General features: G+C 62.5%; 18 protein-coding genes and 1 tRNA gene. 7 read left to right on the top strand and 12 right to left on the bottom strand.

Features of this window, described 5'->3' with window-relative positions; genetic code table 11:
• Window positions 1–185: 185 nt before the first annotated feature.
• The 6 genes from OPIT5_12745 to OPIT5_12720 all read right to left on the bottom strand — a co-directional run bounded on the left by OPIT5_12745 (window position 186) and on the right by OPIT5_12720 (window position 9737).
• A complete protein-coding gene (locus OPIT5_12745) occupies window positions 186–1556 on the bottom strand; it encodes a glucose-inhibited division protein A (GenBank protein AHF90947.1) in 1371 nt (456 codons plus the stop codon).
• 254 nt (window positions 1557–1810) lie between these two features.
• A complete protein-coding gene (locus OPIT5_12740) occupies window positions 1811–2701 on the bottom strand; it encodes a beta-galactosidase (protein ID AHF90946.1) in 891 nt (296 codons plus the stop codon).
• Window positions 2702–2742: 41 nt separating this feature from the next.
• Entirely contained in the window at window positions 2743–5847 is a 3105-nt protein-coding gene (locus OPIT5_12735; protein ID AHF94342.1) for a hypothetical protein, read from the bottom strand.
• A 102-nt stretch (window positions 5848–5949) separates the two neighbouring features.
• On the bottom strand, window positions 5950–6627 hold the full coding sequence (locus tag OPIT5_12730) for an N-terminal cleavage protein (protein ID AHF90945.1): 678 nt from the start codon (window positions 6625–6627) through the stop codon (window positions 5950–5952).
• Window positions 6628–6636: 9 nt separating this feature from the next.
• The gene (locus OPIT5_12725) at window positions 6637–8841 is read right to left on the bottom strand and encodes a raffinose synthase (protein ID AHF90944.1); all 2205 of its coding nucleotides are present in this window, start codon (window positions 8839–8841) and stop codon (window positions 6637–6639) included.
• 59 nt (window positions 8842–8900) lie between these two features.
• A complete protein-coding gene (locus OPIT5_12720) occupies window positions 8901–9737 on the bottom strand; it encodes a hypothetical protein (GenBank protein ID AHF94341.1) in 837 nt (278 codons plus the stop codon).
• 224 nt (window positions 9738–9961) lie between these two features.
• Between OPIT5_12720 and OPIT5_12715 the strand changes: the two genes are divergently transcribed.
• Window positions 9962–11173 carry a LacI family transcriptional regulator gene (locus OPIT5_12715; protein ID AHF90943.1) on the top strand — a complete coding sequence of 404 codons (1212 nt, stop codon included), beginning with the start codon at window positions 9962–9964 and terminating at the stop codon, window positions 11171–11173.
• A 262-nt stretch (window positions 11174–11435) separates the two neighbouring features.
• Window positions 11436–11523: transfer RNA gene (locus OPIT5_12710), tRNA-Ser, on the top strand.
• Here the strand turns inward: OPIT5_12710 and OPIT5_12705 are convergent.
• The 5 genes from OPIT5_12705 to OPIT5_12685 all read right to left on the bottom strand — a co-directional run bounded on the left by OPIT5_12705 (window position 11524) and on the right by OPIT5_12685 (window position 17577).
• A complete protein-coding gene (locus OPIT5_12705; GenBank protein ID AHF90942.1) occupies window positions 11524–12144 on the bottom strand; it encodes an NAD(P)H quinone oxidoreductase in 621 nt (206 codons plus the stop codon).
• 186 nt (window positions 12145–12330) lie between these two features.
• The gene (locus OPIT5_12700) at window positions 12331–14865 is read right to left on the bottom strand and encodes a hypothetical protein (protein ID AHF90941.1); all 2535 of its coding nucleotides are present in this window, start codon (window positions 14863–14865) and stop codon (window positions 12331–12333) included.
• A 35-nt stretch (window positions 14866–14900) separates the two neighbouring features.
• Window positions 14901–16034, bottom strand: coding sequence for a hypothetical protein (locus OPIT5_12695; GenBank protein ID AHF90940.1), 1134 nt, complete (start codon window positions 16032–16034; stop codon window positions 14901–14903).
• 46 nt (window positions 16035–16080) lie between these two features.
• On the bottom strand, window positions 16081–16788 hold the full coding sequence (locus tag OPIT5_12690) for an N-terminal cleavage protein (protein ID AHF90939.1): 708 nt from the start codon (window positions 16786–16788) through the stop codon (window positions 16081–16083).
• Window positions 16789–16860: 72 nt separating this feature from the next.
• Window positions 16861–17577 carry a hypothetical protein gene (locus OPIT5_12685; protein ID AHF90938.1) on the bottom strand — a complete coding sequence of 239 codons (717 nt, stop codon included), beginning with the start codon at window positions 17575–17577 and terminating at the stop codon, window positions 16861–16863.
• Window positions 17578–17731: 154 nt separating this feature from the next.
• Here OPIT5_12685 and OPIT5_12680 point away from each other — a divergent pair, with 154 nt between their 5' ends.
• The gene (locus OPIT5_12680; GenBank protein AHF90937.1) at window positions 17732–18877 is read left to right on the top strand and encodes a transcriptional regulator; all 1146 of its coding nucleotides are present in this window, start codon (window positions 17732–17734) and stop codon (window positions 18875–18877) included.
• Here the strand turns inward: OPIT5_12680 and OPIT5_12675 are convergent.
• The gene (locus OPIT5_12675; GenBank protein AHF90936.1) at window positions 18816–19703 is read right to left on the bottom strand and encodes a polysaccharide deacetylase; all 888 of its coding nucleotides are present in this window, start codon (window positions 19701–19703) and stop codon (window positions 18816–18818) included. The genes OPIT5_12680 and OPIT5_12675 overlap by 62 nt on opposite strands.
• Before the next feature lie 179 nt (window positions 19704–19882).
• Here OPIT5_12675 and OPIT5_12670 point away from each other — a divergent pair, with 179 nt between their 5' ends.
• The 4 genes from OPIT5_12670 to OPIT5_12655 all read left to right on the top strand — a co-directional run bounded on the left by OPIT5_12670 (window position 19883) and on the right by OPIT5_12655 (window position 25066).
• A complete protein-coding gene (locus OPIT5_12670; GenBank protein ID AHF90935.1) occupies window positions 19883–20395 on the top strand; it encodes a hypothetical protein in 513 nt (170 codons plus the stop codon).
• 168 nt (window positions 20396–20563) lie between these two features.
• A complete protein-coding gene (locus OPIT5_12665) occupies window positions 20564–22240 on the top strand; it encodes an NAD-dependent malic enzyme (protein ID AHF90934.1) in 1677 nt (558 codons plus the stop codon).
• 223 nt (window positions 22241–22463) lie between these two features.
• Window positions 22464–23204, top strand: coding sequence for a transcriptional regulator (locus OPIT5_12660; GenBank protein AHF90933.1), 741 nt, complete (start codon window positions 22464–22466; stop codon window positions 23202–23204).
• A gap of 143 nt (window positions 23205–23347) precedes the next feature.
• Window positions 23348–25066, top strand: coding sequence for a molecular chaperone Hsp90 (locus tag OPIT5_12655; GenBank protein AHF90932.1), 1719 nt, complete (start codon window positions 23348–23350; stop codon window positions 25064–25066).
• Window positions 25067–25129: the final 63 nt, after the last annotated feature.

Below are 25129 nucleotides of genomic sequence, written 5' to 3'. Positions count from 1 at the left end.
ATCACGATATCCTCGCCCTCGCGTTCTCCGTTCCTGATTTGATTTGTCGCTCGCCGCAATATGCCTCCCGGCCTGCACCAGGCATGAATACCAACGAGCTGGCCGGTTCATAACGAAGCCAGCCGTCGTCCGATCATGACGCGGCTATCTTCCCGCAATCGGGAAAGACGGGGAACATGCCGGTTTTACCCTGCTGTCACCGCGCATGCCGCACACTCCCGCACGTCATGGAGCGCGCGGAAAAAGCGGGAGAATTCCACCTGGAAGGGCGTGGTGTCATCGCACAGTGACACGGCGGCGAGTACGCCCGCCGCCTCACCCGTAATGGTGGCGTTGCCCGTTACCCGATAGCTCGCATGCGCGTGAAAATCGCCACTGATACAGCGTCCCGCCATGAGCAGGTTGTCACGATCGCGGGCAATCAGCGCGCGCAGCGGGATATCGTAGGGCTGCGGGTGCTTCCCGAGTCCGTCGCAACCATAACCGCCACCGTCGCTCCGGCGCACGCTGTGAACATCGAAACCGAAGGTCGCGCGGGCAACGGCGTCGGGATGCGTCTTCCCTTCCGCAATGTCATCGGCGACAATCCGGTAACGGCCGTGCAGACGACGCCCCTCGCGCACCCCGATATGGGCGGCACTCTCGACGAGCACGAGGTTTTCCCACCCGGGACCGAAGCGGCGCATGGCAGCGACTGCCTGATGGAGCTCGCGGCGGCCCTGGAGCGTGGCGGCGGTGAGGTCGGTCGATCTCAGTCCCGACATTTCATAGGCATGGTGCACCATGAGCGCTCCCAGTCCGTTGGGCAGAGGAAAGATCGTGGGTTTCGCGTAGGAAGGCTGAAAGCCCGCGCTCGTCAGCATTTCGCGCAACCGGTCCTTGGTTTCGGCAAGAAACGGTCCCCACGGGTGATCCCCGTGCAGGCAGGCGAAAGGAACATTGGCGATGATCGCCATCAGGGTCATGGGCTGGGTAAGTCCGTCGGAATCACGCCCGAAATCGAACCCGCAACCCGCAAACGCCCCCAGATCGCCGTCGCCGGTGCAATCGACAAAACGCGCGGCCTCCAGGGCAAAGCGTCCCTCTTTCGACTCGAAGACCGCATGGGTGACACGCCTCTCTTCAACCCTCGCGGCGACCAGCCGGGTATAGAGCCGCACGTGGACGCCATCCAGTTCGCAAAGCTCTTCCAGAAGAAGCTTCATCGCCTCGACGTCATATAGATCATGCAATTGTGCGAGCGCGCCGCGTTCGCGCAAACGCTCTCGGATTTCGCGGGTGATACCGGGCTTGTTCCCGGCATCGAGAATATAGGTCAGGAGCCCGGCGGTCCATACACCACCGAGACAGCCGCCGTTTTCGACAATGCAGGTGCGCGCTCCGGCTCGCGCCGCCGAAAGCGCCGCGGCGATACCGGCGGGACCGCTTCCGCAGACCAGCACATCGAAGGAATCCTGGACCGGAATACTTCTTTCCGGCTCGGTTATCTCAGGCAGCAAGGGCGAACAGGCAAGCGATGGCCGGCCGGTGACGGAATTATCGGAACAGCGGTTCATTTATTCCCCCGGACGCTATCCTGCGCCTGCGCGAACGACAGCGGAATGCCACTCACATCAATGAGTACCCCGACGTATTCATTTTCGGTGAACCGGCATGTGGGTACGATGCAAAGCATCGCCGGTTTGAGGCGAGTCCCCTCGCCCGACAGGCAGGGATGCCTGCCGCTACTTTTTCACAGCACCGGAGTTTCCTCTTCGTAAAGATTCCGTTCACCGGGAAGTATTGCGACCAACCCGTCCGGGTCAGTGCCTCACAACGTGCCGATATCGATGGATGCAGACATCCGGGAAACGACTTCCGTTGGCACAGCCAAGGCTGTCCCGTGGCGTACTCCGCGCGGCATGGCGACACCTTCCACATCCTCCCATGTAACAAAATCACGCGTCCGGACAGCTCCATAACGGCCTTCACGATAGACGTCGTAGTAAACCCACAAGTACCCGTCTTTCTCCAGCGGAGCCGGTCCTTCGACCCATGAGGGTGAAATCGGACCGGAAGGCGCGGACCACGGGCCGAAGGGAGACGGTCCGGACACCCATTGCAGGTATTTGCGGGGTTCGGGATGACGCGTTTCGTCTTTGTAAATCAGATACCAGAAATCGCCCCGCCGCACCAGCGATCCATCGATCACCGGATAACCAGGATCGAACATCAGTTGCGCGGGTGACAGCGTGACAAAGTCACGGGTGCGGCAAGCGTAGAGGCGATGGTTGTAGCCGTCTTCGCAACTGCCTGCCGTGGTTTCAAATCGTCCCTCCACCGTGGATGACCAGAGAATCACGAACTCGCCGCAGGACTCGTCGAAAGCCAGTTCGGGAGCCCAGCAGTTCCGGCACCCCGGCTCGTTGGCCATGACATGGAGCGCACGTTGTGCGGACCAGTGGATGAGATCGCGCGAGGACGCATAACCGATGGTTTGCCCGTCCCACGATGTCGTCCAGACCAGATGGAATACTCCATCCGGTCCGGCAAACAGATGCGGATCGCGCATCAACTTTGATTCGCCGACCTGTGGCCTCAGGAAAACATGATCGTTCCCCAGCGGAGCCCAGGAACGGCCGTCCCGGCTTGCAGCAAGCCGGAGACCCTCCTGCCCCTTGCCGGTAAAATATGAAAAAAGAAAACAGGACGAGCTACCCATATGTTTAGCTGATGCAAGAGGAAGGGGAGACTATACCCCTGTCATTGGTCAAATACGACGACGGGCCAATCCTCCGTTGCCTTGCCGCGACCAAGACCGGGGGCGATGGAGATGTAACTTTCACGTGTCGTGCCATCGTTGTCGTTGACCAGAAGGTTGAAATTGAAGCCGTGTCGGGCGGTTTCCCTGTCCAGTCCAATGATGTCGAGCGGGATTTCTGCTTCGTAGATCGTTTGTTTTACCGGTTCATCACGTCGCGTTTTGAGTGAGATTTTTTCGGATACAGAATGGACGGAGCGACCGCGGGGTGCCTGCCAGATGTGGACTTCGGAGCGACCGGAGGCAAGATGAGTGAGCCCTATTTCCCAGTTGGGTTCCTGGCCGGGAATTTTGAATCCAAACTGAATGTTGTCTCCGTTCCAGACTTCCGGACCCGAATAAGGCTGAACATGGATATCGTCCGTCACGACCGCCTTCAGCAACAAGCGCCCGTCTTTTTCGCTCAACCAGATTTTCGCGCCAAGATCCTCCGGACCTTTCCAGAAAAGATGAGCGGATGAAGGTTCGTTGACGACGAGCGACGTTACCTGGCTTACGTTGTTGAGAACAAAGTTGGGTTCTTTGGAAAAATTCCCGTTCGGGATGCGCGTGGCTGTTCTGACTTTGTAGTCAAATGTTCCCTGCCAGAGTTGCCCTGCGCGGAGGTTGAGTTGCACGATGTCCCTCTCATCAGACCTGGAGGAAACAGGAGAGGAGGCATCCGCCGACACATCAAAAACGATATCCCGGCTTTGGCCCGGACGAAGGGTGACTGTCTTCTGTGCAGGAGTGATCCTGATTCCGGACGGGGCGGAGAAATTCAGGTCAAAGGTGAGTTCGCGTTGACCAGGATTGTTGAGCGTGAGAGCAAAATCACGCTTCGTTCCGGGTAGAATTGTGAATTCTCCCCTGGTTCCAAACAGTTCGCCGATGATGGACGGTTCGCCGGTCTGGTTCGTAATGCGAAGTGTCGATGGACGCCGTGTAACGGGCAAAATCAATGTGCCGTTTGCAATTTCGACAGGGGTTTCGTTGCCCCAAAGATCAATGATGAAGGCTTTGCCCGTAACACCGTTGATGATGACAGGACGGATATCGCCCGCAGCCGGGTCGCCGTTCCAGTTGGCCAGCAGATAGTCTCCTGATTTTCCCCGGAACAGGTACCCGTGCTGACCCGTGCCCGGATCAACACTACGGATGAATTCGCCCTCCCGGTAGTAGCGCGCCAGCATGTTGTAGGTCACGTAAGCGGGTTTGGGATAAAAGTCTTTGGTGATGAGCCCGAAGTTGTGCTCGTTGTTCTTCGGGTCGAAGCCCTTGTTGCGGAGGTTATACCAGTTGTAGCCGATGGCTCCGTGCGCCCAACTGTAGAGGAATTTCCGGAACAGGGTTTCGGCCTGACCGATTTCTCCGGCATGGACGGTCGAGATGGCGGTTTCGTTGGCCCACCATGGTTTGGTGTCGCCCAGCGAAGTGCGCATTTCGGCCAGGTTTCCGAGATTGATCACATAGCGGTGGAAAGGGCCGTGTCCGTGAAATGCAAAAATGTCGTAAAAATCTTTCCCGTTGCGGACGGATTTTTCCATGAATCTCGGATCGGAAGTTGCGGATGGATCCAGCCTGAAGGTCGTGAAGCCGCCGGATTGTACCTGAATGCCCGGATCAACTTTTTTCGTTTCCTTGTAGGCGATTTCCATCAACCGGACATATTCCTCCGGAGTGAAATTGGCGAAGGAGAGCAAATCGGGCTCGTTCCATGTCTCAACAAAACGAATACGACCTTTATATCGTTCGACGAACGTCCGGACAAACTCCGCCCAGTATCCATAATCAGGGCGCGGACGTCCGCGATTGACAGGCTTGGCCGGCTTCCAGTCGGCAGCGGTCGCCCATTGGGGAAGTGGGCCAGGATAGGTAGGAGCGAGCTCGATGCCATATTTCGCGAAGACCTCCAGAAAGAAATCGAAACTGTCGAATCTCCACTGGTCTTTGGCCGGTTGCATTTTCCGCCAGTCGATACCATCCCGGATAACCTTGATGCCGGCCCAGGCAGCTGCCATGGCCATCAAGTCCTGCTCCTCGCGCGGATACCATTGCGGGTGTTCGCTTATCCCGAACAGGAATCCTCTGGCCTGTCCGGGAACCGGACCGGCAGGCGGCATGTAGCAATAACTCAGCGTGTTCTCCGCGAGCATTCCCTGATCGTCCGTCAACTTGAAACGGAGTTTGTAAACACCATACCTGGAAGGGTGCGGAAGGGGGACGACGGTTTCCTCCCGTGGGCGAAGTGACAGCTCCTGGATGTGAGGTTCGTCGGCATCGTCGCTTCCGGCAAAGGCGATGGCGTAGTGGAAACTGACACGGGTGCTTTCCGTACCGGGATTGGAGATGCGGATACCGAGCAGATCTTCCTCGCCGGGTTTGACCACGTGGAGTGGATTTCCCGTCTCAAGGCCGGCGCTCACCGGACCACTGACAACCTCCATCGCCACTTTGCCGATGCCCAATGTGCCGGTCGATTTCCGGTCCTTGTAGCCGATCGAAATGCCCGAGACTTTTACCGGCAGATCGATTCTTTTGTTGGCCGGTTTTCCCCCCCAGCTCCCGGAGGGAGGTTGGTTGATATCCATTTCGAACACGATTTTCCCCCAACCCGTGGTTCCGTCCGGGATGTCCTGCCTGAACTGAAAGATTTCCCCGTCGCGGTCTTCCAGGCGTATCGTAAGCAGGGTGGCCCGGTTATCGTCCGGTACGTGAACATCAATGATCATGCGAGCCCGGATGAAGTCAGGAACCTCCGGCTTTTGCCTGAACCCAAATTCGCACCAGGCCTTTTGCGTACCATCCCATTCCACCTTTAACGCGGGCCGCTCCCCGAGTCGGGTGATCTGGCCGCTCTGGCCGTGATCCTTGAATCGAAAACCGATGACCGTGCTTTCATCAGCAAGATCGACGATTGGTTGCACCGCCCCGATACAGCAAGCGGTCGTAATTCCCAGCAGCAGGGAGCCTGCCCGGGCAGCATGGCGAGCAAGGTGGACGGGAAACAGGCGTGCCAAAGACAAATGCCTGTTGTATCCGGAAGACAGATTCAAAAAAAATTTCATAAAAGGACCGGGGAGAAAATCCCGTTTTGAGATGGCAGAAAAAAAACTACATCTTCCTCCGGGAAGGCAGCCAGGGGAGCAGGAGCGAGTACTGGCCGGATGTCAGCGTTCGTATCCGAGCCAGAAGGTTATACGCGGAGGATCTGCACGTATTTCCTCGGTAATGGTTAAGGCGGCAGCATGGCCATCGAGATAGACGACGTTGGCCTTTTCGTTGTGACGACCATTCAGGGAGCCGGGATGGAGATTGCTTGTCGCGCTTGTGCCTCTGCCGAGATCGCCAAAAAGCAGGGTTCGTGACTGCATTTCGAAACGGGACAGAAGAACGATCTTTCCGCTCTGCGCACTTGTCTCGACCACGTAGTCGGGACCAAAACAATAATTCACACCGTAACTCCGGCGAGGAGTCAGCTTGTCGGAATACACTTTGGGACATTCAAAGATAGTCCCTTTAAGATCCGGCGGAGGATCGCCACTAATTTGAGGAAGGCGGCTGTCTGACCGGCCTGTGTATTTCCAGAGTCCTCTTGGGAAATTATAGTCGGCGGGCATGAGTTTCCCCTTGTTGTCCTCCGCATAAAGGCGCGCCGCGAGTCCCATCTGACGCAGGTTGCTGAGGCATTGTGCGGAACGAGCAGAATCCCGGACTTTGCCAACCGTGGGAATAATAATAGCGGCCAGGATACCGATGATGGCGATGACGGTCAGAAGCTCGATGAGCGTGAAGGCATGGCCCGACAGGCGATGCGGTACGATGTTGGTTTGGGGACGGGGATTCATGGCGACGGATTATTGGTTGATGGTAACGGGCTGTTGACCAGATGGAACGTCGATCTGGCGCAGCCCTGAACGGGTATGCCAGACGAGAACGGAACCTGCTTCGGCTCCGGCAAGAGTGATGGCGGTGCCGTCAGATGAAATTTCGAATCGTGAGACAAAAGAGGGGGGCAGGTATTTTTCGGGATTGCCAATGAGTGCCCATCCTCGAACGACGGGCGACATGATAACAAAGGCGTCGGTGAGCGGCGCGAGCGTGAAGGCAACTTCCGCGTCGTTGGACGTGAGAAGGCGGACGGTGCGGGTGAGCGTGTCGTAGAGGAGGACTTGCCGACCCGGTGTGGCGCGGGCGTCCCGCCCGCTTCCGAAATGGGGCACGGGTGTCCCGCCCGTGATTTCCAAACCAGCGGGCGGGACTCCCGCGCCACTTGAAGCGAGCATGGCGTCACGGTGCTGGAGGTCATCCATATGCCATGCGCCACGCACCGTTTTTTCGGGATGAGTGAGATTCCAGGCGGCCAGCGCGGCGCAGTCGTGCGGGAGGGGCGCGATGACACGGTATGCCTCATCATCTTCGTACGGATCAATGAATACGCTCTCCGGCAGGGGAACCGCGGGCGCCAGCGGACGCAGGATGCGGCCGTCGGCAAGATGGAGCGGAGCGATGAGCTCCTTGGCAAAATGATCGGGATGATCCGAGAGATAAACGGGACCGCCGGAAATCGCCTTGCTGCGGGCCATGAGTGCGCCGGCCACCCGGTCGCTGCTGTGAAACATGTCGTGGTCGCCCCAAACGGTCTGGCCCATCCAGAGCATGTTGCCGAAGGAATTGTGCAGGTGGTGCTTCGCGCGCCAGGCATCTTCTTTCTTGTAGTCCTCGCTGCATCGCATCACCTGCGACACGGGCTGGTGAAGAATGTACAGGTTGTTGTGTGCCATGCAGCCGATGATCGCCTTGAAGTGGCCGGCGACAGTTTTTTCGAGCGCATGGCGGCAGCTGGCGGCAGCGGCGACGGCGTTTTGCACGCCTGGAGAATCGGCGTAAAAACGGAGGTTGGCGGCCTGGTTGTCCACCTTGATGAAGTCGAAGCCGGCTTCGTGAACCGGTTTCGTGAACGCTTCATAAAATGCTTCGGCATCACCGGGCTTTTCGCCAGGAAGCCGGGCCGAGCCGGGATCATCCGGATCGAGAGCGATGAGATGGCGGTCGATGTCCGCACCGAGTTGGTGATCGGGTGCGATGCCACCCCAGTAGCCATTGTAGTTGAGCCAGAGTCCAAGCCAGCGCAGACGTGGATCGGCGTCGGCTACGGCGCGGACGGGAGCCCAGCCATGCGGGAATTTTTCAGGGTGAGGCCGGGCGCTGTGCAACTGGCGGGCCTGCATGGTGGCAGAAACCTGACCGGGACCGCCATCCGCGCCTTCCTGGGTCTGCATGAGCGGATCGGTGGCGCGGCTGCCATCGTCGATATGGCCATCGTCGATCAGCGCCCAGCGAACCGGAACCGGCGAGGCGGCCAGGGAACGCAAGGCGCCGGTGATGATGCCTTCGTTGATGTCGAGCTTGTATTCCTCAAACGAACACCATCCGAGGTATTCGAAAACTTCCGGGTATTCCTTTTCGTGGCGCAGGCGTCCGGCGGCACGCATCAGGGGATGCGACAAGGCCAGCTTCCACGCGCGGGCGGTGGCGGCATAAGGCGTGGCAGCACACGCGGAGACCAGCAGGGGAATGTCTCCGGTGAAGGCTGTGTGGTGGGAGCCGAAATGCGCGACATCGATTTGCAATTCCGCATCCGGATCGCCACGGAGCCACGCAGCGGTCCTCATTCCGACCAGAGGAAGCAGGGCGAGAAACGATCCATCGGTGAGCCCGAAAATGGCAAACATGCCTCCACGTTTTGCCTGGCGGAGCTCTGTACGGTTGCGGAGGGGCAACGGATGGCATTGGTTGTAGCCTTCGGGCCAAAGGTCGAGCGCAGGATTGATCGCGTGACGCTGGAATGGCGCGTAGTAACAACAACGCTTCCAGTCTGGCAGGCGCACCGGGCGCGAATACAGAAGCCCGGGCGCGTCCGGACGAGTATGTTGCAATGAAATTGTGGATACACCTTCGTTTGCCGCATCGAGCGGATCACCAGACGCGTTCGCCTTCCGGCCGGGAGTCCGGTGCGTGGTCTGTGACTCAACCGGGGCGAGGGGCGTGAGAGTGATCATCGAGAGAAGGTGAACCGTTCGCTGGTGACGGGAGACGGGGGATCGGATTTCTTCGCCAATTAACGACGACGGCAAGAGTGACGCCAGAACGCGCCAGCCACGAGGACGGCCACTCCGGCAATGATGGCAATCGTAGCCGGCTCGGGAATCTCGCTGGTGCTGAGCGTGAGCGTCGGTTTGAGGGCGTCCGCCACGCCGGCTTCCGAGGAATGGAAGTTGAATCCCGGATAGTCCGTGCCGCCATAGGCGGCATCCACAGCAAGCATGAGAGTAATCTTCTTGCTGTTCGCCTGCGTGGCTCCCGTGCCGTAAAGATCGCCGGAGTTGCCAATTGCCCAGTTCAGATAATTGGACAATCCGAGGCCGCTCAGGGTGACAGTGGTGTTTCCGCTCACACTGGTCGAGTCGATGGTGATCGATCCCAAAAGTGTTACACCGGTTGTCCAGAAACCGGTACTGTTGCTCGTATTGTTCTTCGGAGCATTATTCCAGGTGACCGATGCTTCGCTAAAAGGTGCGGTGTTATCGGTTGTTCCATACACGTTGATTGTAACCGAACCGTTGGCGTTTCCGATCAGGAATGAGGAATTCGTCAGCGTGAGTGAAAACGTGGAAGACGCATCGAATGCCACAGAGGAATCGATCCCGGACAGATCGAAGCCGAGATAGATTTTCCGGGCGTTGGACACGCCGCGACCGGCAAGCGCAAGACTCGTGGAATTGCCGTAATTCGTAGTCTGATTTCCGCCGTGGATAAAAGTGTCCTGACTGGCGACAAGGGTTTGCGGATCCGCCGCCAGCAAAGGGGCCGAGGTGAATGCCGCGACGAGGAGTGCCAGTGCGCCGACGCTGGCGACACGCAGAACAGGGAGTCCGGGTGAGAACTTGATATTCATGGTTGGGTGTGGATCGGGTTTTTGGATGTACCAGACCCCTTCCGGTCAAGAGATCGGGGATCTGGATGTGGAAACGTTTCCCCATAATGCATCTTTGGTCAATTGTAAAAACGTTTCCTCTTTTTAACTTTATCTATAAAAATATGTTAAGTAACCATAAAATTACATTGAAAGCATGCTCCCTTTCAGAATCACACTTGTCATCCTGTGCCGCGGTTGGCGTCATGCAGACCGTGGCTCCCGATAACGACACGACTCCAGCACTCACTTCGTCAGGCAGCATCGTCGGCTCCGGACAGGGCCGGAGACGCAGGGACTCTTCTTCCCGGAAATCACAGCAGGCGATCGGCGGCACAGCCACCGCCGACGCCCGCCCGCCGGGCATCCGGGAACTGGCCGCGCGCCTGGGGCTGGGCATCAGCACCGTGTCGCGCGCGATGAACAATCGCGACCGCGTCGACGCCAGGACACGCCAACGCGTGATGGCGATGGCGCGCAAGATCGGCTATGTGCCCGATGCCACGGCGCGCCGCCTCAAATCGCATCCGCGCCTGCGCGTCGAGATCTTCTTCTCTCCGTATCCGGACCCCCATCACAATATCAACCCGGCCGCGCTGGCCACCATCGGGGCGCTGCACCGGCGGGCGGAGGCGCGAGGGATTTTTTTGACCATGCGCGAGTTTTCCGAGCCGGGATCGGCCGCAGGAGCGACGATGGCGGCGGACCTGGCCGCGCACGTGGCGGAACAGGTCTCCGATGTGATCATAACGTATGGACATTTTCATGACGATACGCTCGCCGTGCTGCGCGACGGATCGGTCCCCGCCGTCTGCCTGCAAAGCCTGCCCGGCGGTCCGCGCCAGATCGGCGTGACAGTGGACACGAAGACGGCTGCGTATCGGGCCGTAAAATACCTGGCGGCGCTCGGACATGTGCGTTTCGCGCTGATCGCGGGAGGATGGGAATCCCTGCACCATCGCGGATACATCGAGGGCTTCGCCGAAGCAGTGAACGAGTTCAGACTGATCTCTCCGGATGCGTGGCGAGTGGCTTTGTCTGCGGCGAATATTAACGAAGAGGGCGCGATCCGCGCGCTTGCTCCGCTATTGGCGCTTCCGGCGGAGGAACGTCCGACGGCCCTGGTGTTCGGCTCCGACTGGCTGGCGATGGGCGGGTTGCGCGCGGCGCAAGCGGCGGGACTTGCGGTGCCCGGCGGGGTGAGTCTGATCGGTTTTGACAACGTACCCGCGGCAGCGGAGCTCATGCCCGCATTGACGACATTCGACGTCCATCACGACACCATGGCGGACGCTGTACTCGATGCCGCCACCGAGTTGATGGAGAACCCCCATGCGCCGGAAACCCCCGCTCAAGCTGTCCGCATGGTCCACGCCGATCTCGTCAAGCGATTCTCGTGCGCGGTGTGGGGACGGTGATACCCAAAGCGGACCGCTTTTCGCCACATGAAGCACCGGAACCGGTTCATCCGGCGGATCGGCCTGTCCGTAACCGGTTCTCCGCCAGACGGGGTTCAGCCATCATACCATGTTTCGTATGCCCGCATGATATCCTCTTCATTCATATCCTCGTTTGCGAAAAGACATTCTGCGGACGAGTCGCGGAATCCCGCTTATGACCCGGCGAGCAAGGTTGACCTGACGGCTTGCGTTGGCTCCACTTCCGGTCTGCTCGCAGACCGGAAGGGTGGCAGAGTGGTCTATCGCGACTGTCTTGAAAACAGTTGAACCGCAAGGTTCCGGGGGTTCGAATCCCTCCCCTTCCGCCATTATTTCCGCGCGAGTTTCGCGGCGACTTCGGCGGTGTGCTTGCCCTGGTAGCGGGCGATGGCGCGTTCGTTTTCGGTCGGTTGCCGGCTGCCATCCGCCCCCGCCAGCGTCGTGGAACCGTAAGGGGTACCGCCGGTGATCTCCTTCATGTTGGTCAACTCCTGCGCCGCATACGGCACACCGACCACCACCATGCCCTGGTGAAAGAGAAACGTCTGCATGCTGATCAGCGTCGTCTCCTGTCCGCCGTGCTGGGTGCCGGTCGAGGCAAAAACGCCGCCCGCCTTGCCGACGAGCGCCCCCTTGACCCAGTGGCCGCCGGTCGCGTCGAAGAACGCCTGCAATTGTGCCGTTGCGCTGCCGAAGCGCGTGCCCGTGCCGAAGATCAGTCCGTCAGCTTCGGCGATCGTTTTCGGATCGGCAACCGGGATGTGGGCGAACGCCTTTTTGGCTTCGAGCGCTCCCATCTTTTCGAGAACGGAATCGGGCAGGGTTTCGGCGACCTGCAACACCTCGGCCTCGACGCCGGGCACAGAACGCGCGCCCTCGGCGATGGCTTCAGCGAGTTGATAAACGTGGCCATAGAGGCTGTGGAAGATAACCTTGATTTTAACGCTCATGATGACGGGTCCTCGATTCGGATTCGGTTGATAACGGTATCAATATGGCCGCAGCGGTTGCGACGACAAGCCCCACGATACCACGTCTGTGGACCGCACGCATAATGCAAAGTCGCGGCTGCCGTCATGCGTTTATCGCATAAGGCCCGCTGCCGGTCGTCCCGCGCCGCGCTCCTTCCGTGCCGGTCAGAACCGGATTTGCAACGCCGCCGGATCGGCGTCCTCCGGCAGTTCCCGATAACGGACAACGTCGCCGGAAACCGTTACGGTGATGCCGGCTCCCGTCACCTCGAAACGTCCGTCCGCCTCTGTCGTCCATGCCGCCAGCACGAGGCGATTGTCCCCGGGGCGCCGGAAAACAAGCGCCCAGGCGGATGTATCCGCGGATGAAAGACGTTTCACGAATTTCGGAGCCGCCCCGAGTGCTTTCGTCATTTCCGCATAGGCGTGGAAAGCCGGCTTGGGTGACCAGTCCCAGCGGACGAGACCGAAGTTGTGTTCGCGTTCGCCGCGTTTCTGTCCGTCGTCGTGGAGATCATAGGTAAAGATTCTTTCGACGCCGGATTCAGGCGTGCCAAGGTAGCTCAGGTACATGCGGGGGATAAGCGTGGCCTGCTCTTCCTCGGTCAGGCCGCCGCCAAGGGAAACAGCGCTGGCAAGGACCGCGCCTTTCCAGTCGTGGTAGGTGTGAAGGGCAATGGCCGCGACGTCGGGAACGGGTTCGCCCCTGGAGTTGCGGATGCCAAGCAGCGGGATGAAGGTGTCGCCAGGCTGCAGGCGGTCGGCGCTGAAAAAGCGGTTGACGTAGATTCCGGATACAGGAGGGACGCCTGCGGCAAGGGCGGCGTCGGGGACATAAACGTTCTCCGTCTGGGCCGGGATGCCTTTTCGGTTCCAGTGCGCGGCAAAGGCCATGCGAAACAAAGGATAAGTTTCGCCGACGGCGTCGCGGCGTTGCCAGATGCCGTTGGCGTCCTGCGTGTGGAGGACATACATCGGCGGGTGGCCGATGAGCACCAGGAGGCCGCCGCGCTTGACCCAGTCCTGAAGGCGGGGAAGCAGCGGCGCGTCGATGTGAAGGCCGTTTTCAATGACGAGAACGGGGCAGTCGTCGGCCGAGAGCGTGGAGAGTTGCCCGAACGGAACGAGGCGCAGGGTAACGCCGGGAAGCCAGCGGCGGGTAGTGTCGATTTCGTCGTGTTGGGCGGGGGTGATGCGGGGCGAGAGTGCGAGTCCGGCGGTAAGCGGCGCTCCGGGCGCGGGGGCGCGCCCGATACGGGCAAGGGCGTCACGGATGGATTTTTCGAGGAAACGAGGCTGTTGCGCGAGGAGAGGAGACTGGAAGGTGCTGCCGCCGCTTTCGAGGAGCCACACCGGGATGTGCGATTCGTTGTGTTCGGCCATGAGGGCACGGAATTCGCGCAGGGTGCGACGCACAAGGGGGCTGGCATCGGGGCCGGGCCCGTAGCGATGGACTCCGATGACATCGTAGTTTCCCGCAGCGCCGGCGAGATACATGTCGCGCAGATATCCGGTATTCCAATACTCAAGTCCGCCGGTGATGATTTTGGCATCAGGATCGATGCGACGGATTTCGTCGTGGGCGATTTTGAGGATTTTTGTGTACTGGACAGCGTCGGGTTTGGGGAACCAGAATCCGCCGTCCTGTTCGTTCCAGATGACCCAATGACGCACGCGGTCGTGGTAGCGGCCGACCATGGCGCGCACGTAGATGCGCCAGGCTTCGGGATGTTCGTGGATGGGCACGATATCTCCATGACCTTTATTGCGGAGATCGCTGTCGTAAGCGGTCAGGATGCCAACCGTGCCGACGCCGGCCCGCCCGAGACGGTCCACGAGCACGTCGAATCTGGAGAAGTCGCGCTCCCCTCCCCGCGTCAGAATCCGGGGAAAGGAAAAATCCTCGCGCAGCCAGGTCATCCCGGCCTCGCCCACCCGTTCGACCAGCGTGTCGAGGTGATCCCATTCGGTGTTGCGCAAGGGGTGCGAGGAAATCCCCCACGGGCTTTCTCCGTCCGGCGGCGCGGTTTGGACCTCCGCCGGTGTATTCGCAGCGCCCGTCCCCGCCTTCGCCAGGGTGAAATCGATCCGGAAGGCGGAGTCGGCGGCGGCGTCTTTCTTAAGATAGTTCCAACGGGCGCGTCCCCATTTGTGGGCGACCGGCTTTTCCGAGGCGAACTCCACGCGATACCGGATCACCGCCGCCGGAGCAGGCAGGATCACCTCGCTGGTGCGCGCCGGCGGGGCGACAAAACGCGTGCTGTTGAGCGAACGCAATTCGATCCACGGTCCCTTGTCGTCGGCCTGCCAATACACCGTGATCGCGGCCCAGTTGCCCGGCTCCGGTTCGAGGCGGAGGATGTCCCGCACGCTCATGCGCATCACGCGCGAGGAGGTCCGGCCGAAGTCGAATTTGTATTCGAGCACGGCTGTTTTTACTCCGGGCCGGACGTTGACCGTACGGATGCCGTTGGCGGTGTCGTTGCCCACGCTGAAACCGGAGACGTGTTCGGCGTCACCGAAGAAGGTGCCGGCGGCTCTGGCGCGTTCTCCCGCAGATTCGGGGATCAGGGAATCCCAGCCTGCGGTGTAGGTGTGGCGTCCTGCGTTGATATCCTGTTCTTCCACGGGCGGCAGGCCGGCGCGGGTTGTCAGCGGAACGAAGGCGAGCAGGAAAAAGAGTAGCGTGTGCGGTTTCATGCGCTTGAAGGTTCAGGGAGAGGTACGTTGCTGGATCAGTCGTTTATCCAGGGATTGGAAATGGAGAGCACGCGGTGGCCGGTGGCGTCGGGGGAAGATTCATTGTAGAAAATCGCGGAGCCGTCGGGGCTGAAAACGGGATGCGGATGGAGATGGCAGTCGTGGCGGAGGCGGCTGCGGGCGAGAAAATGGCGGCGGCCTGTGGCGGTGTCGATGAGGAGGATGTCGCTGATGCTGGCGGCGTTTTCCCAGCCGCGTCCGGGGGCATCGTGCGGGCCGGTGGTGTCGATGACGAGCCAGCGTCCGCAGTGGCTGGGGGAGACGTGCCAGTCGCGGTTGCCTTCGCTGATGAGGCGGGCCGGGCGGGCATCGTTAAAAATCTGATACACACCTCTGGGTTCCCGCGGGCTTTCGCCGTAGGCGACGGCGTAGGTGCAGGGGGAATGGAAGGCCCAGCGTTCGTGTCCGATGGCGAGGCCGGCGGCGGCATTGTCGAAAAGAGGACGTCCGCGCGGAGCGTGTTGCGCATGCCAGGCCCAGACGCGGGCGGCAACCTGGAGAGCGGGACCCTCGTGGCACAAGCCGATCCAGGTTTCGTCGGCGGGGCAGAGATGAAAATGATTGGCGGGCCAGTCGAAGCGTGCGAGAGGACGGGGGGGAGGGTGGAGGATGGAGCAGGTGAGGCGTGCGGGCGGAGGGAGGGAGATTTCAATGAGGTCGATGGAGGCGTGGCCGTTGATGCCGGTACGCTGGCCGAGGATAACGCGGGTGCCGTCGGCGGTGATAGAGGGAAGCGGGATGAGGGTCGCGGCGGTGGAGGGGCGGTAGACGGGAACGGGGGCGGAACCGGGATATCCGAGATCGATGATGTGTAGCGTATTTTTTGTGACAACAGCGAGGCGATTGACGTGGCGAGCGATGTCGAACCAAAGCATGTCGCCAGGGCAGAGCGCGCGTGGCCAAGTGGAGATGTGACGTTCGGCGCCCGTGACGAGATCGTGTTTCCAGAGGCTGTACTCGTTCGTATCGCGTTGTCCGAACACGAGGCTGCGTCCGCCGTCCGCAAAGCCATTGGCATGCGGATAGGTCAAATAACGGCGTTGTGCGAAAGCGCACAGAGTCCGTGGCTGCGGTTGTCGTTTCACCGCAGGGTGGAGTTCGGCGATCATCGGAAAAGGGTGAGGCGGCACGAGCCGGGAGCGGAAGGGCGGTTCGTCAGGGGATGAGCATGTCTTCGGTCAGGGCCTCCGGTTTCGCGAGAGTCACATGACCGTCAGCCCAGAGAACGTGGCCTTTGCCTCCAAAGGGAGCGTCCATGCGATCCGCCATCGTGCCGAGGGCTCCGCTGCCCATGCTCCATTTGCCATCATCGGCGAAGGAATCGAACATCATGATAATGCGCGACGGCGCACTGAGACTTGAGATCGGAACGGGTTTTTTAGGGGCTCCGCCGGGTCCCCCCTCGTGCACCATCACCCAATAATTCACGCGGTAGGGATACCCGTAGGCGCTGCTCGTGGGGATGCTGGTATCGCGCTGATTGAGCGGACTGACGGTGATCTTGTTGATCGCCTTCCAGTCTTTCACCGCGATGTTCATGTAGCTGCCCAGGGGAGTTTCGTACACTTCGGGCTGGGTGCTGTATTTGCGGCCATACCAGTACCAGTCAAGGGAAGCGCTCACGGCTTTCCCTTTGGCAGGCATGTAGCGGTCCTTGTTGTCGCCGGCCCAGAGCATGACGCCGGCGTGGATCTGCCGGAGGTTGCTGACGACAGTGGCGGCCCGCGCGCTCTGGCGAACGCGCCCGACCGTCGGGATGAGGATGGCCGCGAGGATGCCGATGATTGCAATGACGGTGAGCAGCTCGATCAGGGTGAAACCCTGCCGGGCCAACGGGAGGCGGGTGAGAGGGGATGTTTTCATGGGAGATAATCGGGGGGGACGGGAGGCGTTCCCGAAAAGAACATTCCGGGTACAACGATGACGGGGAGCAGGTCAATGGCGCAGGCGGCGCCACATCACGACGCACAGACCGATAACGCCGGCCAAGGCCGCCACAGAGGCGGAAGGCTCGGGAATCGCAACGGCCGTGAATTCGAGATTGTCGATGCGCAGGCTGGCGCTGCTGGAAATGTTGGGGATATACCAGATCAGCTTCACGAACGACTGGTTGTTGATGGCCGTCACCGATGAAAAATCCGCTGTCCATGTGTAGAAGCGATTGTCGCCCGTCGGGAAAGTCAGCGGCACGTTGATCGCTGTCGGATTCGCGTCGTCCACACGATGGATAATGGAGGTGAACGCAGTCGGGATGCTCGATCCGGCCGAACGAATATCAAATTTCACCTTCAGGTCTTTCAGTCCGGTCATGTTCAGGATGACGTAAAAGAAATTACCGGTGCCATTGCCCCAGCCGATCGAATGGCCGGGAGTCGCGGCGCCGCCGCTGCCCGACCATGTGTTTTCCTCCGGATCGGTATAGGCGGCGCTGCCGCCCGTCTCGGACAGCTTGCCGCCGGAATAGACCACCTCGGGAGCGGAGGCAAAACCATCGTTGCCGGAGGCGGCCAATGTAAACGCGCCGTTACCATCCTGCGCAGTGTCGAAAGTGTAGAACAGGTAGGCTGCGCGCGCGGCGGGGACGGTTGCAAAGACGCTGCCAAGGGCGAGCGTTGCGGCGAAGGCAAGAGGCTTGAGGATTCGGGTTTTCATGGCGGTGACGTGATGACGCTGACGGGTTTGGCTATCGGGTGCAGACAAGCTGCAGGAGGGATCGGGAAGGCTCAACGGCGGCGGACTGCGACACGTCGCATTCTTGTCGCATTGCATGGCGGGAGCGGTATCGTTGTTCGTGTTGCACACCGCCATGAAAACGCCCCCGTCAACCGTATCCACCTTGTCGTCACATACGAATCCGCCGACGGTGCGAGAACTGGCCGCGGAACTGGGCCTGCACCATGCGACGGTGGCGCGGGCTCTCGGCAACCAGCCCAACGTATCGGCGACGACACGGGAACGCGTGCTCGCCGCGGCCGGCCGGAGCGGTTATCGCGCCAACGCGCTTGTCAACGCCCTCATGGCGCAGGTCCGCCAGCGCCACCGGCTCAAACCGACCGGCGAAGTGGTGGCGTTCCTGACCGGTTTCGACGACGAGCATGCGTGGCGGCGCTTCCCCTCGGTCTGCAACCAGTTCGAGGGCGCGAGCGAACGCGCGGCGGAGCTCGGCTTTAACCTGCAACCCGTGTGGCTCGGCCACCACGGCGAACAGGCGCGGCAGATGGCGCGCGTGCTCCATGCCCGCGGCGTGCGCGGCTCGCTGCTCGCCTCCGGCGTGTCGGGCGACGACGGCCCGCTCGCGCTCGACTGGCAAAACCACGCGTCCGTGGCGATCGGATACGGCTTCCGGCAGGTGCCGCTCCACCGCGCCGTTCACGACAGCGTCAACCTCATCGCCACCTGCTACGCCCGGCTGCGTGCCGCCGGTTGCCGCCGCATCGGCCTGGCGATCGCGGAGCGTTATGGCGCGCGCGGGCGCTACCTCTGGGTCACCGGCTACCTTGGCGCGCAGTGGCGGCACGGCGACGCCGTCCTGCCACCGTTTCTCTTCGATGACGATGCCGACACCACGGCCAGCGCGGCGGCTTTTTCCCGGTGGCTCGCGGAGCATGATCCCGACGCCGTCATCGGCCTCTGGCCCGACCGGCCGCTTGCCTGGCTGCGCGCGCAGCGCATCCGCGTGCCGGACCGGGTGAGCTACGCGACGCTCGATCTCGGCGAACACGCCGGGCAACTCGCCGGCATGGAGCAGGACAACCACACCATCGGCGTGGCCGCCATGGACCTGCTCGCCAGCCAGCTTTTCCGCAATGACATCGGTATCCCGAAAATCCCTACCGTGACGCTCGTCGAGGGCATCTGGCGCGACGGACCGACGGCGCGGATGCCGGCAATCACCCGCGCAGCGACACCACCGCGCCGGGCGGCACGTCCACGAGGCGGCCGTCGACGCTGAGCGTCACGGGAATCGCGCCCGGGTTCTGAGCCAGCGTGCGGTCGGCCGAGAGCACCAGCCGCTGGCGCGCGGCCTCGTAGTCTAAAAGCTCGATGTTGGTGCAGTACCACACGTCAGGCTTGCCCGAGAGCGGCTTGTAGAGGCGCTCCAGTCCGGCCCAGTCGTCGCGGTCGTCGAATTCGTAGGCGTGGCCCCACACATAAAACACGCCGGTCGCGCGCGGATTGGCGTGCCATTTGGCGAAACGTTCCGGCACGGTGCCGTCCTGGTTCACCGCATACTGGTGGGCGGTCGCCGGCCATGCCAGCGGCTCGGCAGGCGGAAAACATTTTTCGGCATTCTCAGTCGTGCGGCTGTACACCATGCCGAGCGAACGCAGCACGTCGATCACGCGCCGGTTGTAGTTTCCGAAAGGGTACGCCATGCCGCGCACCGGATAGCCGACGAGCGCTTCCAGCGCGCGCCGGTCCTCGATCACTTCCTGTGCGATCTGCAACGGGTCGAGCCGGTCGAGCCACGGATGCGTCACCGTATGCACGGCGACCTCGTGGCCCCGGTACAGCTCCGCGACTTCCGAAGCGTCAAGGTACGTGCGCACGCCCTTGGCCGGGTTTTCGACCGCGGGCTTGCCGGTGTGTTGAAGTTTGCCCGAGTTGAGATTGAACGTGCCCTTCAATCCCCACTCGTTGAAGGCGGCCACCACACGGCGATCGAACGTGTGCCCGTCGTCGAAGCTGGTCGTGACGGCGATGCGTTTTCCCTTCGGGAACGCGCAGATTTCAACACGTGCCGGTGCGGCGGCGGACGGAGACGGAGTGATGCTCATGGGCGGATGGAAAAGCCGCCAGTCATAAGCCCGGAAGCGCCACGGAGCGATAGCGAAAACACGGCCTGCGCAACGCTCCCGGGGGCACGGGGGGGCGCCGGGGGCTTCCTGCCCGGCGTGACGACGCGCCGCGCAACTTGGCTTGTGCGCGGGCGCGGAGCCCTTTATCCAATGCCGCCATGCGTTTTCCGGCTCTCATCTGCCTCTTTCTTGCGACCTCCCTGTCCCCCCTCGCCGTCGGCGCACCCTCGGCCTCGTTTGTCCATGTCTGGCCCGGGTATCGCAGCGAAACTTCCTTCCAGCGGATCCGGGAGTTTTTCGCGGGCAAGGATGCTCCGAAAAAGGAGGACGGCGCCCTTCGTACCCAGACCGGTTCGCGAGCGGGTTATTATTTCACCACCCGCGTCAAGGCCGACACCACCGTCTCCGGCGCCATCCTCGTCGTCGAATTCCTTTTGCCCGATACCGACGAGCCGCAGGTGCACTTCTTCACGCTCGACCTGAAATCGGGCAGCAATCCCTTCCTCGTCGGCGTCACCGGCAAGGACTGGCCCGACGCGTCCGCCACACCCACCGCCTGGCAAGTCCGCCTGCTCGGCACCGACGGCAAGGAACTCGCCCGCGAACGGAGCCAGCTCTGGGAACTCCCGCCCTCGCGCCGCCAGCCCCGCGTCACCATTCCCGGCCACTAGGCGACGGCGGCAAACGCGCGCGCCTCTGCCGCCCCCCCGGCCTCCCTCGCAGGCGTTCATCAGCACAAAACCGATCCCGCTATCCCGTCCCCGCCCAGACTACGCCAACAGATGAGCAGCCGCCCGGCAACGGATCGGGCATCCTGTCGGGCCTTAATACTCAAAATTATGCCCGATACTGCATCTACCCAGGGACTCCTTGCCACCGGCCCCCGCGCCCACCTTCGTGGCACGGCACTGCTTGCCGATTCCGTGCTCAACAAGGGCACCGCCTTCTCCGAGCGCGAACGCGATGCACTCGGCCTGCGCGGCCTTCTCCCGCCGCGCGTCTTCACGCTCGAGCAACAGGCCGAGCGCGCCATGCTCGCGCTCGCCAAGAAGCCCACCCCCATCGAGAAGTACATCTACCTGACCACCCTCCAGTCCCGCAACGAGACGCTCTTCTACAAGCTCATGCAGGACCACGCCGAGGAGATGATCCCCATCGTCTACACCCCCACCGTCGGCCAGGCCTGCCTCGAGTACGGTTCGAATTTCCGCCGCCCCCGCGGCCTCTTCCTCAGCATCCGCGACCGCGGCCGCATCGCCGAAATCCTCCGTCACTGGCCCGTGCAGGACGTGCGCATGATCGTCGTCACCGATGGCGAACGCATCCTCGGCCTCGGCGACCTCGGCGTGTCCGGCATGGGCATCCCCGTCGGCAAGCTCGCTCTCTACACCGCCTGCGCCGGCCTTCACCCCGCCTACTGCCTGCCGATCTCGCTCGATACCGGCATCGACAACGAAACCCTCCGCAACGACCCCTTCTACCCCGGCATGCCGGAAAAACGCGTGCGCGGCGCCGAGTACGACGCGTTCATCAACGAGTTCGTCGAGGCCGTCAAAGCGGTCTTCCCGAAAACCATGATCCAGTGGGAGGACTTCGGAAACACCAACGCCTTCCGCCTCCTCCACGAAAACCGCACCCGCGTGTGCAGTTTCAACGACGACATCCAGGGCACCGCCGCCGTCGCCCTCGCCGGCCTCCTCGGCGCCCTCCGCATCACCGGCGGCAAGCTCGAAGAACAGAAACTCCTCTTCCTCGGCGCCGGCGAGGCCGGCACCGGCATCGCCGACCTCTACGTCGCCGCCGCCCGCGAAGCCGGCCTCGGCGAGGATCAGGCCCGCGCCCGCTGCTGGTTCGTCGATTCGCAGGGGCTCGTCGTGCAGGAACGCCCCGGCCGCCCGCTCGCCCACCACAAGCTCCCCTACGCCCACGCCGCCGCCCACCTCGGGACGCTGGCCGAAGCCGTCGAGTTCGTGAAACCCACCGTGCTGATCGGCGTTTCCAGCCAGCCCGGCGCCTTTACCGAGGCCATCGTCCGCCGCATGGGCGAGCTCAACAAGCAGCCTGTCATCTTCGCGCTCTCCAACCCGACCTCCCAGACCGAAGCCGTTCCCGCCGACATCTACAAATGGACCGAAGGCCGCGCCATCGTCGCCACCGGCAGCCCCTTTGCTCCGGTGAAGCTCGGCGACCGCACGCTCGTCCCCGGCCAGGGCAACAATGTCTACATCTTCCCCGGCGTCGGCCTCGGCGCGCTCGCCTGCGAAGCCGCCGAAGTCACCGACTCGATGTTCCTCGCCTCGGCCCGTACGCTGGCCGCTCTCGTCTCGAAGGAAGACCTTGCGATGGGCCGCGTCTATCCCCCGCTGTCGAAGATCCGCGACGTCTCGCTCGGGATTGCCGTCGCCGTGGCCGAAAAAGCATATGAGGCCAACGTCGCCAACCTGCCGCGTCCCGCCGACCTCGAAGCCACCATCCAGGCGAGCATGTTCCAGCCCGAGTACCGCGACTACGTGTAGACGCCCGCGCTCCCGCGGCCTCCCCTTCGTCACATCATCCCCTGCATTGGCAGCCAACAAACGCCGTCCGGCCCCCGGGCGGCGTTTTGTCATTCCCGCGAGTCATCCCGGTCGCCGACCCCGGCCAACGGCTTCCGCCGAAACCCTTGTGTCAAGCCCGTGTAAAGTTAGCTGCCACCGGCCCGGAATCCGGCATTGTGCAGCGACACATCCGACTCCTTTCATGACAGAATTTGATCCCGATGGCGGCCGCACCCGGCTCCTCCTCATCGACGACGACCGCAAGTTTTGCCTGCTCGTGGCCGATTACCTGCGTCCGCTCGGTTTTGATGTCACCGCCGTGCACGACGGCCTCGCCGGCGTCGAACGGGCCACGGCCGACAACGCTCCCTGGCACGCCGTCCTCCTCGACGTCATGCTGCCGGGGCTCGACGGTTTTGCCGTGCTCAAGCGCATCCGCCAGAAATGCGACATCCCCGTCCTCATGCTGACCGCGCGCGGCGACGAGACCGACCGCATCGTCGGCCTCGAGGTCGGCGCCGACGACTACGTGCCCAAGACCTTTTCCACCCGCGAACTGCTCGCCCGCCTGCGGGCCATCCTGCGCCGGTCCGTCCGCGCGCCGGCCGAGGAGCCGCCGCCGGCCGAGCGCGTCGTCGGCCCGCTGCGCATCAACCTCGATGCCCGCATCGCCGTGCTCGACGACGAACCCCTCGTGCTCACGCCCGTGGAATTCGACCTGCTCGCGAGCCTCGCCTCCGCCCGCGGCCGCGTGAAAACCCGCGAAGTCCTGCTCGACGAAATCCGCGGACGCCACTTCGACGCCTTCGACCGTTCCATCGACGTGCACATTTCCTCGCTCCGCCGCAAGCTCGGCGACGACGCCCGCAACCCGCGCTTCATCCGTACCCTCCGCTCCGCCGGCTACATGCTCGTGGAGCCGGAGCCGGCAAGGCCGGAGTAGCCGGAAGTTTGAATTTTGAAGCTGGAAGTTTGTAATTTGAAATTTGTATTTGGAAATTGGTGACATGAATCGGTGGTCGGAACCCAACTACAAACTGCCAACTTCAAATTCCAAAATTCAAATTCCAAACTTCCCCTCCGCCCATGAAACGCATCGCCTTTCCCCTCTCGCTCAAGGTCTCGCTCTGGCTGCTCCTCAACCTCCTGTTGCTGGCCGCCGCCGCCGGCGCCTTCCTGCTGACGCACTCCGGCTTCCGCTGGGATGCCCTCGTCGCCGGCTCCTCCGGCAACCGCGTGCAGGCCGTGGCCGATGTCATCACCGCCCGGCTGCGCAACGAACCCCTCGCCTCGCACGACGCACTGCTTGCGCAGTTCAGCGAAGCTTACGGCGTCGAGTTTTCCCTCTTTTCGCCCGCCGGCCGGCAACTCGCCGGCCCGGAGACCTCCCTGCCCGACGACGTGCGCATCCGCGTCGTCGCCCTGCGCGGCGGACCGCCGCTCCTGTTGCCACCCGGCCGCCGGTTTCTGCCCGGCGGGCGTTTTCCGGATGAAACCGGTTCCGAAGTCCCGTTTTTCCTCCGGCCCGGTTTTCCCGCCGGCGACGATCCGCGCATGCAACCGGAATCCCGCACGCGGTCAGCCACCCCGAAAACCGGCGCGGACAAGCGCGACGATCCCGCCACCAATGCTCCCGACGCCGATGGCGCCACACCCTTCGCGAGGCTTCCGGACGGGAATCCGGCCCCCGCTTCTCCCGCTGCCGCCACCGCTCACCCTCCCGGCGATACATCCGGCGAACGGTTTCTCGTCCGTGCCGGCGAACCCGCCGCCTGGTGGATCGGCGTCCGGTTGCCGCGCCTCGCCGGCCAGGCGCGGTCGCCGTTTCTGTCGTCCGGCCCCGTGCTGCTCCTGCGCGCCCCGTCGCTCGGCTCCGCGGCGCTGCTGCTCGATTTCAAGCCCTGGCTTCTCACCGCCTTGGTCACCCTCGGTTTTTCCGTGCTGTTCTGGCTGCCGCTCGTGCGCAGCATCACGCGTGCGCTGGGCCAGCTCACGCGCGCCACCGAACGGATCGCCGAAGGCCATTTCGACACCCGTGTGGACGAGCGCCGCGGCGACGAGATCGGCCGGCTCGGCGGCGCCGTCAACCGCATGGCCGGCCAGCTCGATCATCTCGTGAACGGCCAACGCCGTTTCCTCGGCGACATCGCCCACGAGCTCGGTTCGCCGCTCGGCCGCATGCAGTTTGCGGTCGGCATTCTCGAAGAACGCGCCGGCGAGGACCTGCAACCCTCCGTGGCCAACGTCCGGGAAGAAGTCCAGCAGATGTCCGCGCTCGTCCACGAACTGCTCACCCTCACCCGCGCCGGCCTTCGGCCGCGCCACGTCGACCTCGCCGCCATGGAACTCGCGCCGCTCGTCGCGCGGGTGATCGCCCGCGAGGCCGCCGGCGCCGAAGACCGGGTGGCCGCCTCCGTCTCCCCGGGCCTGGCCGTCCGCGCCGATCCCGAACTGCTCGCCCGCGCGCTCGGCAACCTCGTGCGCAACGCCCTCCGCTATGCCGGCGATGCGCCCGGGCCGATCACCCTGTCCGCCCGCGCCGAGGAGGCAAGCGCGTCATCCGGCGACGGATCCTCCGTCGTCATCGTGATCGAGGACGATGGCCCCGGCGTAGCTCCCGACACACTCACGCGGCTGGGCGAACCCTTCTACCGTCCCGAATTTGCCCGCTCGCGCGAAACCGGCGGGGTCGGCCTCGGCCTGGCGATCGTGAAAAGCGCCGTCGAAGCCTGCCGGGGTTCGGTGCAGTTCGCCAACCGCAGCCCGCACGGTTTTCGCGCCGAAATACGGCTGGCGGCCGCCTGAAGCAGACGGCCGCCGGATCGGCCTCGCTGCATTTTGCCGGTGTCATGGGAAGGGAAGACTGCC

The organism is Opitutaceae bacterium TAV5, from assembly GCA_000242935.3.
Classification (GTDB): Bacteria; Verrucomicrobiota; Verrucomicrobiia; order Opitutales; family Opitutaceae; genus Geminisphaera.
This window is presented reverse-complemented; position numbering and strand designations above follow the sequence as displayed.

What these genes read in the sequence shown, in the direction of transcription:
- OPIT5_12745 (AHF90947.1), bottom strand. Translation starts at nt 1,556, where the DNA reads ATGAACCGCTGTTCCGATAATTCCGTCACCGGCCGGCCATCGCTTGCC.
- OPIT5_12740 (AHF90946.1), bottom strand. Translation starts at nt 2,701, where the DNA reads ATGGGTAGCTCGTCCTGTTTTCTTTTTTCATATTTTACCGGCAAGGGG.
- OPIT5_12735 (AHF94342.1), bottom strand. Translation starts at nt 5,847, where the DNA reads ATGAAATTTTTTTTGAATCTGTCTTCCGGATACAACAGGCATTTGTCT.
- OPIT5_12730 (AHF90945.1), bottom strand. Translation starts at nt 6,627, where the DNA reads ATGAATCCCCGTCCCCAAACCAACATCGTACCGCATCGCCTGTCGGGC.
- OPIT5_12725 (AHF90944.1), bottom strand. Translation starts at nt 8,841, where the DNA reads ATGATCACTCTCACGCCCCTCGCCCCGGTTGAGTCACAGACCACGCAC.
- OPIT5_12720 (AHF94341.1), bottom strand. Translation starts at nt 9,737, where the DNA reads ATGAATATCAAGTTCTCACCCGGACTCCCTGTTCTGCGTGTCGCCAGC.
- OPIT5_12715 (AHF90943.1), top strand. Translation starts at nt 9,962, where the DNA reads ATGCAGACCGTGGCTCCCGATAACGACACGACTCCAGCACTCACTTCG.
- OPIT5_12705 (AHF90942.1), bottom strand. Translation starts at nt 12,144, where the DNA reads ATGAGCGTTAAAATCAAGGTTATCTTCCACAGCCTCTATGGCCACGTT.
- OPIT5_12700 (AHF90941.1), bottom strand. Translation starts at nt 14,865, where the DNA reads ATGAAACCGCACACGCTACTCTTTTTCCTGCTCGCCTTCGTTCCGCTG.
- OPIT5_12695 (AHF90940.1), bottom strand. Translation starts at nt 16,034, where the DNA reads ATGATCGCCGAACTCCACCCTGCGGTGAAACGACAACCGCAGCCACGG.
- OPIT5_12690 (AHF90939.1), bottom strand. Translation starts at nt 16,788, where the DNA reads ATGAAAACATCCCCTCTCACCCGCCTCCCGTTGGCCCGGCAGGGTTTC.
- OPIT5_12685 (AHF90938.1), bottom strand. Translation starts at nt 17,577, where the DNA reads ATGAAAACCCGAATCCTCAAGCCTCTTGCCTTCGCCGCAACGCTCGCC.
- OPIT5_12680 (AHF90937.1), top strand. Translation starts at nt 17,732, where the DNA reads ATGAAAACGCCCCCGTCAACCGTATCCACCTTGTCGTCACATACGAAT.
- OPIT5_12675 (AHF90936.1), bottom strand. Translation starts at nt 19,703, where the DNA reads ATGAGCATCACTCCGTCTCCGTCCGCCGCCGCACCGGCACGTGTTGAA.
- OPIT5_12670 (AHF90935.1), top strand. Translation starts at nt 19,883, where the DNA reads ATGCGTTTTCCGGCTCTCATCTGCCTCTTTCTTGCGACCTCCCTGTCC.
- OPIT5_12665 (AHF90934.1), top strand. Translation starts at nt 20,564, where the DNA reads ATGCCCGATACTGCATCTACCCAGGGACTCCTTGCCACCGGCCCCCGC.
- OPIT5_12660 (AHF90933.1), top strand. Translation starts at nt 22,464, where the DNA reads ATGACAGAATTTGATCCCGATGGCGGCCGCACCCGGCTCCTCCTCATC.
- OPIT5_12655 (AHF90932.1), top strand. Translation starts at nt 23,348, where the DNA reads ATGAAACGCATCGCCTTTCCCCTCTCGCTCAAGGTCTCGCTCTGGCTG.